The sequence below is a fragment of the Stenotrophomonas sp. GQ19 genome (assembly GCF_059758695.1).
Genome location: NZ_JCAXES010000009.1, coordinates 97500 through 114826, shown reverse-complemented (window position 1 = coordinate 114826; position 17327 = coordinate 97500). Strand labels below are relative to the sequence as shown.

The 17327-nt window shown below is 67.7% G+C and carries 10 protein-coding genes; 5 read left to right on the top strand and 5 right to left on the bottom strand.

Going from position 1 to position 17327, the window contains the following annotated elements; genetic code table 11:
* Positions 1-3 precede the first annotated feature (3 nt).
* Positions 4-1008 (bottom strand): TRAP transporter substrate-binding protein, encoded by a 1005-nt coding sequence (locus AC6CHL_RS16305; protein WP_038691466.1) that lies wholly within the window; start codon positions 1006-1008, stop codon positions 4-6.
* A 37-nt stretch (positions 1009-1045) separates the two neighbouring features.
* Positions 1046-1867 (bottom strand): 2-keto-4-pentenoate hydratase, encoded by an 822-nt coding sequence (locus AC6CHL_RS16300; RefSeq protein ID WP_137191449.1) that lies wholly within the window; start codon positions 1865-1867, stop codon positions 1046-1048.
* 154 nt (positions 1868-2021) lie between these two features.
* On the opposite strand from AC6CHL_RS16300, the gene AC6CHL_RS16295 reads away from it, so the two are divergent.
* The 5 genes from AC6CHL_RS16295 to AC6CHL_RS16275 all read left to right on the top strand — a co-directional run bounded on the left by AC6CHL_RS16295 (position 2022) and on the right by AC6CHL_RS16275 (position 7109).
* Positions 2022-3020, top strand: coding sequence for an alpha/beta hydrolase (locus tag AC6CHL_RS16295; protein ID WP_498295330.1), 999 nt, complete (start codon positions 2022-2024; stop codon positions 3018-3020).
* On the top strand, positions 3013-4635 hold the full coding sequence (locus AC6CHL_RS16290; protein WP_498295328.1) for a carboxylesterase/lipase family protein: 1623 nt from the start codon (positions 3013-3015) through the stop codon (positions 4633-4635). The genes AC6CHL_RS16295 and AC6CHL_RS16290 overlap by 8 nt, the downstream gene beginning before the upstream one ends.
* Entirely contained in the window at positions 4635-5498 is an 864-nt protein-coding gene (locus AC6CHL_RS16285) for a rhamnogalacturonan acetylesterase (protein WP_498295326.1), read from the top strand. The genes AC6CHL_RS16290 and AC6CHL_RS16285 overlap by 1 nt, the downstream gene beginning before the upstream one ends.
* 116 nt (positions 5499-5614) lie before the next feature.
* Entirely contained in the window at positions 5615-6205 is a 591-nt protein-coding gene (locus AC6CHL_RS16280) for a cysteine dioxygenase family protein (protein WP_051598945.1), read from the top strand.
* Between the two features lie 64 nt (positions 6206-6269).
* Complete coding sequence (locus AC6CHL_RS16275; RefSeq protein WP_498295324.1) at positions 6270-7109, top strand: PhzF family phenazine biosynthesis protein; 840 nt, start codon at positions 6270-6272, stop codon at positions 7107-7109.
* 33 nt (positions 7110-7142) lie between these two features.
* Here AC6CHL_RS16275 and AC6CHL_RS16270 read toward each other — a convergent pair whose 3' ends face one another.
* The 3 genes from AC6CHL_RS16270 to AC6CHL_RS16260 all read right to left on the bottom strand — a co-directional run bounded on the left by AC6CHL_RS16270 (position 7143) and on the right by AC6CHL_RS16260 (position 17314).
* Positions 7143-10961 carry a LamG-like jellyroll fold domain-containing protein gene (locus AC6CHL_RS16270; RefSeq protein WP_498295322.1) on the bottom strand — a complete coding sequence of 1273 codons (3819 nt, stop codon included), beginning with the start codon at positions 10959-10961 and terminating at the stop codon, positions 7143-7145.
* A 151-nt stretch (positions 10962-11112) separates the two neighbouring features.
* Entirely contained in the window at positions 11113-14292 is a 3180-nt protein-coding gene (locus AC6CHL_RS16265; protein WP_498295320.1) for a TonB-dependent receptor, read from the bottom strand.
* A gap of 256 nt (positions 14293-14548) precedes the next feature.
* Positions 14549-17314: a TonB-dependent receptor gene (locus AC6CHL_RS16260; protein ID WP_428711459.1), complete on the bottom strand. Its 2766-nt coding sequence runs from the start codon at positions 17312-17314 to the stop codon at positions 14549-14551.
* Between the last annotated feature and the right edge of the window lie 13 nt (positions 17315-17327).

Here is a 17327-nt window from a genome sequence, read left to right as displayed (position 1 = left end):
GCCTCAGGCGAAGTCGCGGATGCGACGGGTAAGCGCGGCCAGCGCCGGCTGCTGCAGGTACTGCTGCAGCAGCGGATCGGCGGCCTTGCGGAAGGCCGGCATGTCGACGGCGTTGAATGTGATGCCGAAGTCGGCCACGGCCTGGCGGGCGGTGTTTTCCGAGGCATCCCACTGCTGGCGCATCACCGTGACCGATTCACGCGCGGTCTCGATCACCAGCGCGCGGTCGGCCGGGGTGAGCGCCTCCAGGCTCTGGCGCGACATCAGCAGCACGTCCGGCGCATAGGAATGGTCACTCTGCGACCAGTAATGCGCGGCCTCGAAATGACGGCTGGAATGGAAGCTGCGCATGTTGTTTTCCGCACCGTCGATCATGTGCGTTTCCATGCCCGAGAAAGTGTCGCCCAGCGACATCGGGGTGGGGTTGGCACCCAGCAGGCGCATCAGCTGGATGAAGATGTCCGACGACGCCACGCGCAGCTTCAGGCCGTGCAGGTCCTTGGGCTCCACGATGGGGTGCTTGGTGTTGTAGAAGCAGCGCGCGCCGGAATCGTAGATGGCCAGGCCGACCAGGTCGCGGGTCTCGAAGCCCTTCAGCACTGCGTCGGCCACGCCACCGTCCAGCGCGCGGCGCATGTGCGCCACCGACTCGAACACGTAGGGCAGGCACAGCGCCTGGGTCAGCGGAAAGGCGTTGTTGAGTGCACCGGAGTAGACCCGGGTGATGTCGATGGCGCCGAAGCGGGCCATGTCGATCGCCTCGGACTCACGGCCGAGCTGGCCGGAGTGGTACTGGCGCAGCTTCAGGCGGCCGCCGGTCTTGTGTTCCAGCTGCTGGCCGATCCACTTCACCGCGGTGACGGTGGGGTAGTCGGCCACGTGGACGTCGGTGGCGGTCAGCAACTGCGCACCGGCCGGCGCGCTGCCCGTTGACCGCGAACAGGCCGCCAGCGCAGGCACGGCAAGCGCGCCCAGACCGGTGCCAAGGAAATTTCTGCGAGTGAACATCTGCGCCCTCCCAAGCGGACTGTCCAAGGCTGCGCGGTTACCCGGCAGCGATGGCCCTGCAGGTAATGTCGCCGTAACCGGCGAAACGGATCAGTGCCTGTTGGCCTACGGCAATGTCGTGGATGCCGGTGGCGTTGCCGCTGGCGATCAGGTCGCCGGCCTTCAACGGCCGACCGCGCTGCGCCGAACGGCCCAAGGCGAAGGCGTAGGCGGTACGCAGGCCACCGGGCAACAGGGTGGCACCGCCGGTACCGACCACCTCACCGTCGATGCGGGTTTCCGCACGCAGGTCGGCATCGTCCAGGCGGGTCCAGTCGGCGATCTCGGTGCCGAGCACCAGGCCGTTGTTGTTGCCGAAATCGGACACCACCACGCGCGGGCCGAGTTTGTTGATGGTGGCCAGCGGGCTGCTGGCCACTTCCACGCCGATGAACAGCCGGGCGGCCAGCGCCTCGGCTTCTTCCGGCGTCCAGTGCAGCTTGTCGGCCGGGGCGTCTTCCTGCAGCTGGATCACGTACTCGGCCTCGACCGCGCCGAAGCCGCCGACGAACACCGGAATGTCCACTGTTCCACCGGTAGCATTTTGCAGATTGCGCGAGAAAATCGGGCCCAGCAGGCGGTCGTCGCCCGAGGCATCGCGGCGTTCGGCGGCGATGTAGCCCACTTTCCAGCCCACTACCTGGTCGCCCCACAGCGCGATGGCCTGGTCCTGCACCTGGTAGGCGGTGACCAGGTCGGCGGGGATCGTGCCCGGGAAATCCGGCAGGGATCGGCCCTGTTGGCGGGCGCCGACGAAGTGGCGGGCGATCTCACCCAAACCGTGGTCTGGCAGGTCCTGTTTGCCGTTGTCGTTGCTCAAGCGGGTCTCCCGGAGAAATGTTGCACTGCCAATCGACAGTGGCTGGATGAGCTGTATATGGTAAACCGGTGTCATTGGCAATGTGCAGCGCATCAGAGGCGCCATCGTCAGGCACGATCCGGGGTACGCCCCCACCTGGAAAGGACCGATGCGGATGCGCCGCCCCCTGTTGCTGCCGTTGTTGATGCTGCTGTTGCTTGCCAGTCCCCTTGCCTTGGCCCGCGCGGCCGAACGTTCTGTGCCGGCCACCGAACCGGCCGCAGGCGCGCCGGACCGCATCGAGCTGTGGCCGCACGGCCAGGTCCCCGGCGAGACCGGCCCGGCCAGCGTGCCCAACGTGATCGAACGCAGTACCGACCCCGCGCTGCCGGACCGCTACATCGACAACGTCGGTGCGCCTTACCTGGTGGTGTACCGGCCGCCGCGCCCGAATGGCAGCGCCCTGCTGGTGGTGCCGGGCGGCGGCTACCAGCGCATCGTGCTGGACAAAGAGGGCACCGCCCTGGTGCCGGCATTTGTCGATGAGGGCGGGGTCACCCTGTTCGTGCTGCGCTATCGGTTGCCCGCCGGCCGCAGCGACCGCCAGGCGGCGCTGGCCGATGCGCAGCGCGCGATGCGGGTGATCCGCGCCGGCGCCGCGCGCTGGCAGCTGGATCCGGCGCGCATCGGGGTGATGGGCTTTTCGGCCGGTGGGCATGTCGCCGCGCGGCTGAGCAACGGCTTCGATACGCCGGTGTACCCGCACCGCGACGCCATCGATGCGCTCAGCGCACGCCCGGATGTGGCGCTGCTGATCTACCCGGTGATCGACATGGGCACCCATGCACACACCGGGTCGCGTTCGCGCCTGCTCGGGCCGCATCCGGACAGCACGCTGCAGCAGCAGTTCTCGATGCAGGACCAGGTCCGCGCCGATACCCCGCCCACCTTCCTGGTGCATGCGCAGGACGACACCGTGGTGTCGGTGCACAACAGCCTGGTCTATTACCAGGCGCTGCTGCGGGCCGACGTGTCCACCGAAATGCACCTGTTCCCGCAGGGCGGCCACGGCTTCGGCGTGCGCATCCCGCCCGGTTTGACCGTTGCGCAGTGGCCCGAGCTGGCCCTGCGCTGGATCCCTTCGCGCCACACGGAGCCCGCGCGCCATGAGTGAGTCCCCCGCCGACCTGCAGCGTCGACGTTTCCTGCGCGACAGCGCGCGCTATGCCCTGATGCTGGGCGCCACCAGCCTGCCCCTGCTGCCGGCCTTCGCCGGCGTGCCTGGGCCGCGCGACGACGCCGCGCCGCTGGCCCGGGTACGCAGTGGCCGGGTGCGCGGGCAACGCGAGCAGGGGGTGAATGTGTTCCGCGGCATCCCTTATGGTGCCGACACCGCGCCCCGGCGGTTCCAGCCGGCGCTGCCCGAGGTGGCCTGGCGTGGCGTGCGCGATGCGTTGGACTATGGCAACGCCGCCCCGCAGACCGGCACGGAAGGGCCGGGCAGCGAAGACTGTCTCTACCTCAACGTGTGGACACCGGCGCTGCGCGACGGCGGAAAGCGGCCGATCGTGTTCTACATCCATGGCGGTGCGTACAACAACGGCTCCGGCAGCGACCCGCTGTACGACGGCAGCGCGCTGTGCCGGCGCGGCGACGTGGTGGTGGTCACGGTCAACCATCGGCTCAACGTGTTCGGCTACCTGTACCTGGCGCAGCTGGGCGATGCGCGCTTCGCCGACTCGGGCAATGTCGGCCAGCTCGACCTGGTGCAGGCGCTGCACTGGGTGCGCCAGCATGCCGCCGAGTTCGGGGGCGATGCCGGCAACATCACTGTGGTGGGGCAGTCCGGCGGCGGCGCCAAGATCGCCACGCTGATGGCCATGCCGGCCGCGCGTGGCCTGTTCCAGCGCGCCTGGACCATGAGTGGGCAGCAGGTCACCGCGGCCGGCCCGCGTGCGGCCACCCAGCGCGCGCAGATCGCGATGCAGGCGGTGGGCGCGGCCGATGCCGATGCGCTGCGCACGCTGCCGATGGAGGCGCTGCTGGCGGCCACACGTGCACGCGATCCTTCGCGCGTGGAGAACAGCAGCCTCTACGTTGGGCCGGTGCTCGACGGGCGTTCGCTGCCGGTGCACCCGTTCTGGCCGGAGGCGCCCGCACAGTCCGCCGGGATTCCGATGGTGATCGGCAACACCCACGATGAAACCCGCGCGTTCCTGGGCAACGACCCGGCCAATTTCGCGCTCACGTGGGAGACGCTGCCGGCCAAGCTGGAGAAAGAGCAGTACGTGGACCTGCTGCCCTCGGTGGTGATCGCCGAGTACCGCCGCCTGTATCCGCACTACACGCCCACGGAGGTGTTCTTCGCGGCCACCACCGCCGGCCGCTCGTGGCGCGGTGCGGTGGAGGAACTGGAGGCGCGCGCACGCCAGGGCGCACCCACCTGGGCCTATCAGCTGGACTGGGGCTCACCGTTGGACGGCGGCAAGTTCGGCGCCTTCCACACGCTGGATATCCCGTTGGTGTTTGACACCACCGACCGCGCCGGCTCGCGCACCGGCGACAGCGAAGCGGCCACGCGCGTGGCTGCGACCATGAGCGAGGCCTTGATCGCCTTCGCCCGCCACGGCGATCCCAACCACGCCGCGCTGCCGCGCTGGCAGACCTATTCGCTCGCCCGCCGCGAAACGATGCTGTTCGACGCCACGTCGCGGCAGGCCGACGACCCGCGTGGCGGCGAGCGTCGTCTCTATCAGCAGGCCCCCTTCATCCAGCGCGGTACGTTCTGATGCGCGCGTCGACCTGGCTGCTGGGCAGCCTGCTGTTCGGTGCACTGGGCACGGCGCACGCCGCCGCAGATCCGGCGGTGCTGGATCGTCCGCCACCGACGCCGATCCGCGCCAGCAAGATCGTGCTGGTGGGCGATTCCACCACCGCCGTGCAGGGGGGCTGGGGCCCGGCCTTCTGCGCGCGCCACGTGACCTCGTTCCTGACCTGCACCAACCTGGCCCGGGGCGGGCGCAGCACCTACAACTACCGCGCCGAAGGCTCCTGGGCGCTGGCCGAGGCGGAGATGCGCACGCCCGGTTACGCGCGCACCTGGGTGCTGGTGCAGTTCGGCCATAACGACCAGCCGGGCAAGCCGGGGCGCTCGACCGACCTGCAACGCGAGTTCCCGGACAACCTGCGCCGCTACGTGCGCGAGATCCGCGCGGCGGGCGCGCAGCCGGTGCTGGTCACGCCGCTGACCCGCCGCCAGTTCACCGATGGCGTGCTGATCGACGATCTGGCGCCCTGGGCCGAGGCCGTGCGCAGCGTGGCGCGCGAGATGGAGGTGCCGCTGGTCGACCTGCATGCCCGCAGCCGTGCGGTGGTGCAGGCGCTGGGACCGGTGGCGGCCATGCCGCTGGCGCAGGCGGCGGCCACCCCGGCGCAGGTCAGCGCGGCGCTGGGCGGCACGACGGTGGGGGCAGCGCCCGTCGCGGGGGCACCGGCCGCACAGGACAACGCCATCGCCGAGCCGATGGGCCAGGCCAAGGTCGCGTTCGACTACACCCACCTGGGCCCGGACGGCGCGGCGCTGTTTGCCACGCTGGTGACCGAGGAACTGGCCCGGCAGGTGCCGTCCTTGCGGCCGCTGCTGATCCCGTGATCGATAGGCATATCCCACGATTTCCTTCGAATGGATCAGTATTTCGGTGATCGTGGGGCGATTGGATGTGATTCAGATCAAACACGACATTCACCGCGATGGCCTAGACTCAGGGCATGCAAGACCAACGCAATCTCTTCCCGCCCTTCCATGGCCGTGATCGACTGATCGCGGCCATCGACCACGCGGTGCAGCACGAGAGCCCGCAGCAGATCGCCGCCACCCTGCGCAGCGCGTTGCGCGAGGCCATCGCCGACAGCCGCATCCAGCTGCCGGCCTGCGTGCACCATCCCATCGAAGACCACTACGCCCGCCGCGAGCTGTATCGCAGCGCCGCGCACGGCTACAGCATCGTGGCGATGAGCTGGGGCCCGGGGCAGGGCACGCCGCTGCACGACCACAGCGGGCTGTGGTGCGTGGAAGGGGTGTGGCTGGGCCAGCTGGAAATCACCCAGTACCGGCTGCTCGAACGCGACGGCGAGCGCTTCCGCTTCCGTGCCGAACCGGCGGTGCTGGGTGACTGCGGCAGTGCCGGCAGCCTGATCCCGCCGCACGAATACCACACCATCCGCAACACCAGCGACGACAGCCTGGCCATCTCGGTGCATGTGTACGAGGGCGAGATGACCCGCAGCGCGATCTTCGAACCCGACGCAGGCGACTGGTACCAGCGCCGCGTGCAGGTGATGGAAACCGACGCGGCCTAGTGCCGCGCTCGACCCGCGGCCTGTGCCGCGCGCATCATCCGGTTCCGCCTTTCGAAGCTCCGCCATGCGTACGTTTCCGTTCCAGCAGGTCAATGTCTTCAGCCAGGATCCCCTGCGGGGCAATCCGCTGGCCGTGGTGCTGGAGGCCGACGGCGTGGAAGACGCCCGCATGGCGGCCTTTGCGCGCTGGACCAACCTGAGCGAAACCACGTTCCTGCTGCCGCCCACCGATCCGCAGGCGGACTACCGCGTGCGCATCTTCACCACGCTGGAAGAGCTGCCGTTTGCCGGGCATCCCACCCTGGGCAGCTGCCATGCCTGGCTGGCCCACGGCGGCGTGCCCAAGGGCGAGGAGATCGTGCAGGAGTGCGGGATCGGACTGGTGCGGATCCGCCGCAGCGACGCCGGCCTGGCCTTCCTGGCGCCGCCGCTGCTGCGGTGCGAAGCGTTGACGCCGGACCTGCGTGAGCGCGTCCGACGCGGCCTGGGCGTGGCGGCGGAGGACGTGGTGGACGCCCGCTGGGCCGACAACGGCACCGGCTGGCTGGCACTGCGCCTGCGCGATCGTGCCGCGGTGCTGGCGGTCCAGCCGGACTATGCGCAGCTGATGGGCCTGAAGGTGGGTGTGTTCGGGCCGTGGCTCGCCAGCGATGGCAGCGAGGCCCAGTACGAGAGCCGCGCCTTCATTGCCGGCGACGGCGCACCGGAAGACCCGGCCACCGGCAGCCTCAATGCCGGCATCGCGCGCTGGCTGCTGGGCACCGGCGAAGCGCCGGAACGCTATGTGATCAGCCAGGGCACGGCGATCGGGCGTGCCGGTCGGCTGCGGGTGGAGCGGGTAGGCGATGCGCTGTGGATCGGCGGTGACTGCGTGACCTGCATCGAGGGCCAGGTCACGCTGTGATCGGCGGCCAAAGCCGCCATGCGTGGCAGGACGCTACCGGTCGAGCATCACCACGTTGTTGCGCTGGGTCACTTCCGCCGCGCCATCGGCCTGCATCACGCGCACGCGCAGGCCACGGCGATCCCCGGCCGGCAGCGGCAGGCGCACGGTGGCGGTCTTCGGCAGCAGGTCGCTCGGTGCGGGCAGGCTCGGCATCTCAACCCGCGCCAGCTCACGGCCCTTGGCATCCTCCAGCACCGCCACGGCTGGGCCGGTGCCCACGTGGCCCAGGCTGTGCACGGTCACGTGCAGCTGCTGCCCGTCCACGCGCACATCGCCGCGCCCGATGCCCAGGTCCGCACGCCGTTCGACCGGCGTGCCGGCCTGCACCAGCGTGAACTCGAACACCTGGCTCTGGCCCGGTGCGAAGCGCAACGTGGTCGATGCACTGCGCTCCAGAGTGAGATCCCGCGTGGTGGTCTTGCCGTCGATCGTGTCATCGCCGTCGCGGTCCACGCCGCTGGTCATCCGCCATTGCCCGGCCGTGACGTTCCAGGTGCTCATCTCCGCGTCCACCGCGCGCGTGCCCAGGTTGTAGGCGATCACCTTGAAGCGGTCCGGCGAGGGCGCGTGCACCAGCAGCGCCACCTGTTCGGCCGCGTTCGGCTGGGCGAAGCGCCAGCTCACGGTGTGGCCCGGCCAGCTCTGGTTGCGCTTGAGCGCGATGCCGCCCAGCCGCGCACGCTGCAGGAATTCGCTCGGTGCCTCGACACGGTCGGACCACCAGTGGCCTTCGGTATTCATGTACTCGCGCTGTGCCTTGGCCTGGATGCCGTCGGCGTGCAGCGCCGCCAGGTATTTCTTGTCGCCGGTGGCCTGCCACGCCATCAGGCTGGAGAAGCCGGTGTTGCCCGCGTCGGCGTCGCTGATGAACCGCGGGTTCCATTCGGCCGCGCGCCCCAACGCTTCCACGTAGTTCTCGCCCAGGTTGGACAGCGCCCCCGGGCCACCGCGCTCGACGCGGTAGTCCAGCGCCTTGAGGTACTTGTCATCGCCGGTCCAGCGCCATGCCGCCCAGAAGGTATGCATGATGTCGCCGCTGCCCGAGCCGTTGTTGAGCTCACCGCCGCGGGTCTTGCCGGTGGCCCAGTGGATCTCGTTCGGCAGCGCCCAGCGGCCCTTGTCGTCGGTGTAGGCATGCGCCAGGTAGCTGTCGGCCAGCCCGGTGACCAGCTTGCGCCCGGTCGGGTCGGCGTTGTACTGGCCCATCAGGAAGGCCGGGTGCAGCACCGGGAAGGAATACGGCTTCTGCCACTGCCAGTTCGGTTCGCGGTAGACCTTGTTGCCGCCGAACCAGTTGCTGGAGAACAGCAGGTGCCCCTGCGGGTTGGGCAGGATGATGCGTTCGTCGAAGGCCTTCACCGTTTCCATCAGGCGCTCGACGGTGAGCGGATCGCCCCAGTTGAGGTAGAGCATCGCGCTGTTGGTGTTGATGCCTTCCTCGTAGGCATGCAGCTCGTCGGTCTCGATGGTGCTCAGGCCGTTGCTGAACATGCCATTGCGGTACACCGCATCGGACAGTGCGGTCAGTGAGGCGTTGAGCTTGTCCGGCTGCACGCCCATCAGCGCCAGCCCCGGCCACTGCTGGGTCAGGTCGGAGTCGTCGGAGATGCCGCCGCCGAAGTCGCCGTAGGCAATCTGGCGGTTGTCGATCCACCAGTCGATGAAGCGGCGCACGTACTTGAGGTCTTCGGTCTGCGCGAACGCCCACTGCGGCACGCCCTTGGGCGCCTGCGGCTGGGTGAACGGCGGTTTGCCCTGGCTGTTGTAGCTGATGTAGTTCCAGTACAGGCGGCCGTTGACGTGGTCCGGATCAACCCGCAGCAGGTCGCTGAGGTCGGCGTAGACGCGCGCGTACAGGCGCTGCCGCTTGGACGTGGTGTGTTCTTCGACCAGGAAGCCCCAATTGTCGCGTGCCTGGTTGAAGCGGTCGGCGATGTGCTCCTTCTTCGCCTCCTCGCGGTCCTTGTAGACCATGCGGATCTCCGCCCCGTCCAGCGAGGTGGCGTTGAAGCCCGGTGCGGCCGAGGCGATGGAGATCCACAGGCTGTCCGCGGTGAGGATGCGGTCGCGCAGATCCAGCCACAGCGTGCGCTTCTGCCCCGGTTTGACCGACACCGACACGTCTATCATGTCGCGCGCCGGCCAGATCGGGTCCTTGATGCGGATGTTGAGTGGGATCAACCCGTCGTGGGTGGCGGGCAGGTCCAGCGCGGGCAGGTCGATGGCCACGCCGTCCAGGCCATCGTGCATGTTCTCCCAGCTGTGTGCCCAGCTGCGGATCAGCGGCTGTGCCGCCGGGGCATCGCTGACGCCGGAGGGAATCAGCACGTGCACGATCGGCAGCGGCTGCGCGGGCAGCGTATCGGCCGTGCGCCGGCGCGCGCCGGCGCCCTTGGGCAACGCCATCACCGTGCTGCGTTCGGCGGCCGGGTAGCGGCCGTCGATGTACTCCCGAAGTGCCGCGATGTTGGTGTAGTCCGGCAGGGCCTGGCTGTCGACCAGGTAGCGCTGCTTGACCGTGCCCTCCGGCTCGGCGGCATCGCTCACCTGGTAGGCCCAGATTTCCTGGATCGGGGTTTCCTGTTCGGTATTGCGGAAGTGCAGTACGCCGCCGGTCTGGGCGGCAATGGCGTTCACGCTGCGCACCACGCCCTGCGGGCGCTGGAACAGGGTCTGCGGCGGCTGGCCATCGGCGCTGTGGCTGAGCCCGCCGAACGCGGCGCCACGCACTTCGATGCGGTTGACGCTTTCACCGGCCGGCAGGGTCAGGTCCAGCTGCTGGCCGCCCTCGACGTAGGTGTTCCAGTCGGGCAGCTGGAAGTAGTCGTTGCGGCCCGGCAGGCGCGAGCGGTTGTACACGCCCGGCCAGGTGGTCTCGGCGATGCCGTCGGTGGCCTTCCACATCCACTGCTTGTGGTCTTTGGTATCGGCGAACTCGACCTTGCGGATCGTCGTGGTCGCGGCGGTCAGCGCCGGCGGCGGGGTGGCGTCCCAGCCATGGCGGTGGCGCCAGGCGCGCATCGGGTCCGGCACGGCCACGGCGGTGGCGGGTGTGGCATTGCGCGCCAGGGCGGCCATACCGGCCGGATCCAGCAGGCGGTCGTAGACACGGATCTCGTCGAAGTCGCTGCCGCGCAGGAAGTTGTAGCGGCTCTGCACCTGGTAGGGCGCCATCACGCGCGCGGCCAGGCCCAGCTGATCGAGTGCGGCGTCGTAGTCGGCGGTGGTCTCCTGGCGGGCCACTTCCTTGCCGTCCACGTACAGGCGCACGCCGTGGTTTTCGTCCCAGCCGAAGGCGATGTGCTGCCACTGCTGCGGCGAGGGGGTCTGGTCGAGCTTGAACGACACGCGCGTGCGCGCCAGGTTGGCATCGGTGACGAACGCATCGAAGCCGTGGCCGTTCCAGTCGATGCGCAGCCAGGCCATGTCCCAGCTGCTGTGGTCGGCGTAGCCGACCCGGAAGATCACGAACGGTGCGTCGCCCACCGCGTAGCGGGACCGCCAGAAGAAGCCCAGCGTGCCGCGCTGGGCCTGGATGTTGCCCGGCGCGTTCCACGACAACACGCCATCATCCGCCCATTCGATCGCGCTGCCATGCGCACCGTTCGGCACCCGCTTCACCTTGTCCACGAAGTTCGGTACCGGATCGCCTGCGGCGGTGTCGGCCTGCAGGCCCTGGTCGGCCGAGACGTGGAACAGCAGCTGCGGGGCGGTCTGCGCCCAGGCGGTGCCACTGCCCGCAAGCAGCAGGGCCAGCAGGCTGGCCGACAGGCGGGAGGGACGGATCAAGGGGGCGACAGGGCGATGCATGGGACCTTCCTTTCGACAGCAGAAACAGTACAGCGGAACCACCAGCAGGCGTCAGCGGCTCACGGTGGCCTCCCGCCCCCGCACCGCGCCCGCCATCCCGGAGAGAAGGACGGGGATGGGCGCGATACAGGTGGCGGCAGGCGCAGCACGGTCAGAACTTGTAGCGCAGGCCGAGGTAGTACTGCCGCCCGGTATGCGTGTAGCGGTCCGGCAGCGACAACGCCGAATCGACATAACGCTCATCGGCGGTGTCGAGCAGGTTGATCGCCTCGAAGGTCAGCGAGAGGTTCTTGTTGACCTTGTAAGACATGTTGAAGTCCACGTTCTCCACGCTGTACTTGCCCTGCACATCGGCGGTGGCGAGCTGCTTGCCATCCAGGTCCCACACGTTTTCCTGCGACAGGATGGTGCTGATGTACGCGTCGCGGTAGCTGGTGGAGACGCGGGCACTGAAGCGGCCATCGTCGTAGTACAGGGTGGCGTTGTACGAGTTCGGTGACAGGTTCAGCAGGTCGTTCTCGGTGTAGGTGGTGACGATGGTGCTGCCGGTGCCCGAGCTGAACATGTATTTGATCTTCGACTCGACGTGCGTGTAGTTGAGCTGCACGCCGAAGTTGCGCCAGAAGCCGGGCAGGAAGCTGAAGGGTTGCTGGTAGGACACTTCATAGCCCTTGAGCGGGCCGCCGGGCGTGTTGAAGTAGCTCTGCACGTTGAACACGGTGTCCGGGCTGAAACCGGTCGGCAGCAGATCCAGCGAATAGCCCATGTCCGCCCAGGTGGTCATCAGGCGGGTGCGCTGCACGTAGCTGTCGATGTCCTTGTAGAACACCGCCGCCGACAGCAGCGCGCCTTCGTCGAAGTACCACTCCGCGCTGAGGTCGTAGTTGGTCGAACGGAACGGATCCAGCTTGGGGTTGCCCAGGTTGATCGAGTACGCGCGGTCATCGTCGAAATACGCCGTGGGCCCACCACTGACGCTCGGCGACAGGTTGGACAGGGTCGGGCGGGCCATGGTCTTGGCCGCGCCGAAGCGCAGCACGAAGGTGTCGGTCAGGTCCCAGGCCAGGTTCAACGAGGGCAGCCAGTCGTCGTACTTGTGGCCGACCCGGGTACCGACCTGCAGGCGCTCGCCGGGGTCGGCGGTGGCGCTGGCCACCCCGAAGAACGGTGCGCAGGCCGAGGACAGATCGTTGGCGTTGGTGGCGGTACACGGCGCATAGCCATCGGCGGTGATGCGGGTCTGCACGTAGCGCACGCCCAGGTTGCCGCGGAACGCGCGGCCCAGCAGGTCGGTGTTGAAGTCCAGCTGCAGGTAGCTGCCGTAGCTCTTCTCGTTGACGTCGAAGTTGTTGTTGGACGCGCCGAAGTGACCGACGCTGGCCAGCCGGTAGTCGCCGCCCAGGGTGCCGGTGTTGCAGTTGCAATAGATGTCCAGCAGGTTGGCGATCTGCTTGAAGTCCGGCACCAGCCACGCGTTGGGCAGGCTGCCGTCCATGCCCTTGCCGAAGCCGCTCAGCGAGCTGCTGAGGTCACCCACGGTGACCCCGTCCGGCAGCGCCTGCGACAGGCGCCCGTAACTGATGTTGCGGTACTCCTGCGTGCTCATGTCGTAGTCCTTGTAGGCCAGACCGCCGCGCAGGGTGAAGGTGGGATTGATGACGAAGGTGAGGTCCACCTTGGCCGTGTCGAACGCGTTGTCGACGTACTGCGGGTTCAAACGCACTTCGCTGATGTTGCCGCCGCGCGCGGTGCCGTTGGCATTGACCGGCGTGCTGCCGTAGCCCAGCCACTTCCAGTTGTCCACGGCGCTGAGGTCGAACGGGAACGACATCGCCGGCACCTTGCCGTTGCGCATGTCCAGCACGAAGCCGTCCAGGTTGCTGTTGTCGAAGCTGACCATCGAGAACACCGGCCGTTCGTAGTTCGACTCGGAATGCCCGATCACCGCGTCCAGCCGCACCGCGTCGTTGAAGCGGTGCTCCAGGTTCAGGCTGAACTGTTTGAACTCGGTGCTTTCTTCGATCGCGGTGGATTCGGTGCGGAAGTCCACGTTGTCGAACACGCCGTAGGTGAGGCGGTTCTGCGCATCGGCCTGCGCCTCGCGGACCACGATCTGGGTCTTGCCGCCGTACTGCGCGGTGCGGTGCAGGTTGGCGCCGATGGAGTCTTCGCGCACGTCCTTGTCGAGCTTGGAATACAGCACGTCCAGGTTCAACTGGGTGTCGTCGCTGACCTTGAACTGCAGCGCGCCGGTGACGCCAAGGCGCTCGATCTCGTGTTCGGTGCGGACGTAGCGCGGGTAGCGCGGGATCCACGCGTTGGTCGCGGTCTCGTAGGCGGCGATGTTCTCGGCCGTGGCGGCGGGCCGGTCCAGGCCGGGGCCGCAGTGGGTGGCATCGATACCGTAGCTGCCCCAGCCGTTGCTGCGCGCCTGGTTGGCGGCGCTGCCCACACCGGCGGCGGTTTCATTGGCGAGCGGATTGCGCGGGGTCTGCGGGTCGTAGCCGGTGGGGCTGCAGAAGCCGTAGGTGCCGTTGTTGGCCGCGGTGCTCTGGTTGGAGTTGCGGTAGTTGCCGTGCTCCCAGCGGACCGGGTTGTAGCCTTCCTCGAAAATGGTGCGCTTGCTGTAGGCCACCGACATCAGCGCGCCGACGCGGCCGTCGGCCCAGGTGTTGCTGATCAGCCCGGAGATGCGCGGGTCTTTGTTCTTGGAGAGCTCGTTGTAGCCGTACTGGCCACCGAGCGATGCCTGGAAGCCCTCGAAGTCGAACGGGCGCGAACCGCGCAGGTCGACCGTGGCGCCCAGCGAGCCTTCGTCGGTCTGCGCCGACTGGGTCTTGTTGATCTTGACCCGGCTGAAGAGTTCGGAGGCAAAGGTGTTGAAGTCGAAACCGCGGCTGCGGTTGACCCCGGTGGTGCCGCTGCCGGCGGTGGAGAGTGCTTCCAGGCCGTTGATGCGCACGCGGGTGAAGTCCGAGCCCAGGCCGCGCACGGAGATCTGCTGGCCTTCGCCGCCTTCGCGGTCGATCGACACGCCGGCAATGCGCTGCATCGACTCGGCCAGGTTCAGATCGGGGAACTTGCCGATGTCTTCGGCGTAGATCGCATCGACCTGCTCGACGCTGTAGCGCTTTTCATCCAGCGACTGCTGCAGGCTTTCGCGGTAGGTGGCTTTGACCTCCACCTTGTCCAGGTCCACCGCGTTGAGTGCGGCCGCCGCTTCCGGCGTCTGCTGGGCCGCGGCGATGCCAGCGGTACCCTGCAGGGCGAATGCAATGGCGACCGCAAGCACGGTAACCGGTGTCTTTTTACAGGAGAACGGTCGATCCATCGTGTGTTTCCTTCCAGGGTGCGCCGCCATGCGAGCGTGATGGTGATGAGTCATGGACGTCCGGCCTCCCCCGGAGCGTCTGTCGCGCATGTGCCGCTGTGACACCGTTGGTCATCCGAAACGTAACAAACCCTTCACGCGGCGGCATCTTGCGCCGCAGCAGCGTGCATGCAGTGACGGGTGTGGATGGCAACGACGGCGGCGCGCGCAGCCGGCGGCGTGAGTGCTCACGCCGCCGCTGGGTCCTGCCGGTGAATCAGAACTTGTAGCGCACGCCGAGCAGGAACTGGCGGCCACTCTCGGTGTACTGCAGCGGCAACTCGCCCGTGCTGGGCGAGTACACCCACTCGTCGGACGCCTCGTTGGTGAGGTTGATGCCTTCCAGGCTCAGCTCCAGCTGGTCGCTGATGCGGTAGCGCAGGGAGGCGTCCAGCACGGTGGTGCCGGTCATGCCGTGCGTTCCATCCATGTTGAAGCCAACCTCCTGGCCCGGTGCCGCGGTCAGGTAGTCGCTGCGGTTGGTCGCCGAGACACGGCCCGACCACACCTTCCCTTCGTAGAACAGCGTGGCGTTCCAGGCATTCTTGGACGTGCCGGTGAGCTGGTTCTTCATCACCGGTACGCCGGCGCCATTGACGTACTGGATGCTGGTGTCCACCCAGGTGTAGTTCAACTGCACGCCCAGGTTGGACCACTTGCCCGGCAGGAAGGTGAAGGGCTGGGTGTAGTTGGCCTCGACGCCGTACAGCTCACCGCCAGGCGTATTGAGCGGAATGGTGAAGGTGAAATCATCGTTGACCGACGCGCCGGTGCCGTCGAGCAGGCTGGCCGGCAGGCCGCTGCTGGAGTACGGACGCACTTCGCGGGTGTTCTGCACGAACGATTCGATGTCCTTGTAGAACAGGCCGATGCCCGCCATCGCGCCTTCGTTGAAGTACCACTCGAAGCTCATGTCCACGTTGGTGGCGCGGAACGGATCCAGGTTCGGGTTGCCACCGGCCACGGTCCGTGCGCCGCCGGCGACCGCCACGGTGACGCCCGGGGTCAGGTTGCCCAGACCAGGACGGCTCATCACCTTTGCCGCGCCCAGGCGGATCAGGAAGTCGGGGGCGATTTCCGCCACCAGGTTGAACGAGGGCAGGGTGTCGTTGTACTTGCGGTTGGTGGTGGCCTGTACCAGCGCGCCGCCCACCGTGGCTGCGCCACTGGAGGTCTGCTCGGTCTGCACGTAGCGCACGCCGAAGTTGCCCGACAGCGGAATGGACCCGAGGTCGGTGGAGAACTCGCCCATCAGCCAGACGCCGCGGTCCTTCTCTTCCACGCTGCGGCTGTTGTTGGCGCGGGGCGCAACGGCGAAGGTGCCGGTGTTGCTGTAGATGTCCAGCGCGTCGGCGATGGCATCGAGGTTGGGCACCACCCAGTTGGAGGGCGAGCCGGAGATGCCCTTCAGGCCCGCCTGGCTGGTCAGGTCCGGCGACACGATACGGCTGCCGTCGGCGAAGGTTGGCACGGCCACTTCGCTGGTGCGACGCAGTTCAACGGTGCTGAACGTGTAGTTCTTGGCCAGCACGCCGCCCTTGAGCCGGAAGCCAGGGCTGATGTTCCAGTTGAAGTTGACCTCGGCAGTGTCGAAGTCGTTGTCCACGTACTGCGGGCGCAGACGGATTTCGGCCAGTTCCCAGCCGTTGGGATCGGTCGGGTCGATGCCGTAGTTCAGCACCGGCGCACGGCTGTTGCCACGGTAGTCGTAGCTGTACCCGTCAACGTCGTACTTGTCCATGATGATGGTGGTCTGCACGGGGTTTTCGTGCGCCGAGCGCGAGGCGCCCACCTTGCCGTTGATCGAGAACGCGTCGCTGAAGCGATGATCGAAGTTGAGGCTGGCCTGCTTGAACTCGGTGCTCCACTCGTCGTGGCGGTTCTCGGTGCGGATGTCGACGTTATCGAACTCGCCGTAGACCAGCGCGTTGTTGCGGATCTCACCGTTGCGCACCACCATCGCCGGCTTGCCGTCGCGTTCCGGGCGGCGATTCACGCCGGTGCCCGTATCGCGGTTGCGGCTGAAGGAAATGGCTTCGATGTAGTGTTCGTCGCGGGTGGCGTCGATCTTGGAGTACAGCGCGTCCAGCGAGATTTCGGTGGCGTCGTTGGGCTTCCACTGCAGCGACCCGGTCACGCCCAGGCGTTCCTGCTGGTGTTCCAGCTGCACGTAGCGCGGGAAGCGCGGGTGGTAGACGTCTGCACTGCGCGCCGCCGGGAAGGCCGGGCTGGCGGCGAAGCCACCGTTGCTCGGGCCATTGGCCCAACGCCCGGTGTTGGAGCCCTCTTCCAGCGCCTGGCGCTCGGAATAGGCCACCGACAGCAGCGCGCCGAAGGTGCCATCGGCGAAGGTGTTGGAGATCAGCGCCGCCAGGCGCGGATCGGCTTTTTCGGCCATGGCGTTGTAGCCGGCCTGGCCACTGGCCACGAAAGTGAAGCCGTCGTAATCGAACGGACGCGCGGTGCGCAGGTCCACGGTGGCGCCCAGCGAGCCTTCCTCGACGTCGGCCGAGGCGGTCTTGCGCACCACCATCTGCGAGAACAGGTCCGAGGCGAACACGTTGAAGTCGAAGCCGCGGCCGCGGTTGGTGCCGCCGCTCTGGTCGCCGGCGCCGACGGTGGTCAGCGCTTCCATGCCGTTGATGCGCACGCGGGTGAAGTCCGGGCCGAGGCCACGCACCGAGATGTTGCGGCCTTCGCCGGCTTCACGGGTGATGACCACGCCCGGAATGCGCTGCAGGGACTCGGCCAGGTTGAGGTCCGGGAACTTGCCGATATCCTCGGCGACGATGGCATCGACCACGCCGGCTTCGCCGCGCTTGATGTCCAGCGCCTTCTCGACGCTGGCGCGGTAGCCGGTCACGGTGACAGTGTCCAGGTCGGTAGGGGCTTCCTGGGCCAGCGCGGTACCACTCAGCGCCAGGCCGATCGACAGGGCAAGCAAGGTAACCGGTGTCTTTTTCTGGATGTTTCGAGATTGCATGTTTTCCCTCTCC

Bases quoted from the DNA above. Each gene is read 5' to 3' on its own strand.
- AC6CHL_RS16305 (WP_038691466.1), bottom strand. From the start codon at position 1,008: ATGTTCACTCGCAGAAATTTCCTTGGCACCGGTCTGGGCGCGCTTGCC.
- AC6CHL_RS16295 (WP_498295330.1), top strand. From the start codon at position 2,022: ATGCGCCGCCCCCTGTTGCTGCCGTTGTTGATGCTGCTGTTGCTTGCC.
- AC6CHL_RS16290 (WP_498295328.1), top strand. From the start codon at position 3,013: ATGAGTGAGTCCCCCGCCGACCTGCAGCGTCGACGTTTCCTGCGCGAC.
- AC6CHL_RS16285 (WP_498295326.1), top strand. From the start codon at position 4,635: ATGCGCGCGTCGACCTGGCTGCTGGGCAGCCTGCTGTTCGGTGCACTG.
- AC6CHL_RS16280 (WP_051598945.1), top strand. From the start codon at position 5,615: ATGCAAGACCAACGCAATCTCTTCCCGCCCTTCCATGGCCGTGATCGA.
- AC6CHL_RS16275 (WP_498295324.1), top strand. From the start codon at position 6,270: ATGCGTACGTTTCCGTTCCAGCAGGTCAATGTCTTCAGCCAGGATCCC.
- AC6CHL_RS16270 (WP_498295322.1), bottom strand. From the start codon at position 10,961: ATGCATCGCCCTGTCGCCCCCTTGATCCGTCCCTCCCGCCTGTCGGCC.
- AC6CHL_RS16265 (WP_498295320.1), bottom strand. From the start codon at position 14,292: ATGGATCGACCGTTCTCCTGTAAAAAGACACCGGTTACCGTGCTTGCG.
- AC6CHL_RS16260 (WP_428711459.1), bottom strand. From the start codon at position 17,314: ATGCAATCTCGAAACATCCAGAAAAAGACACCGGTTACCTTGCTTGCC.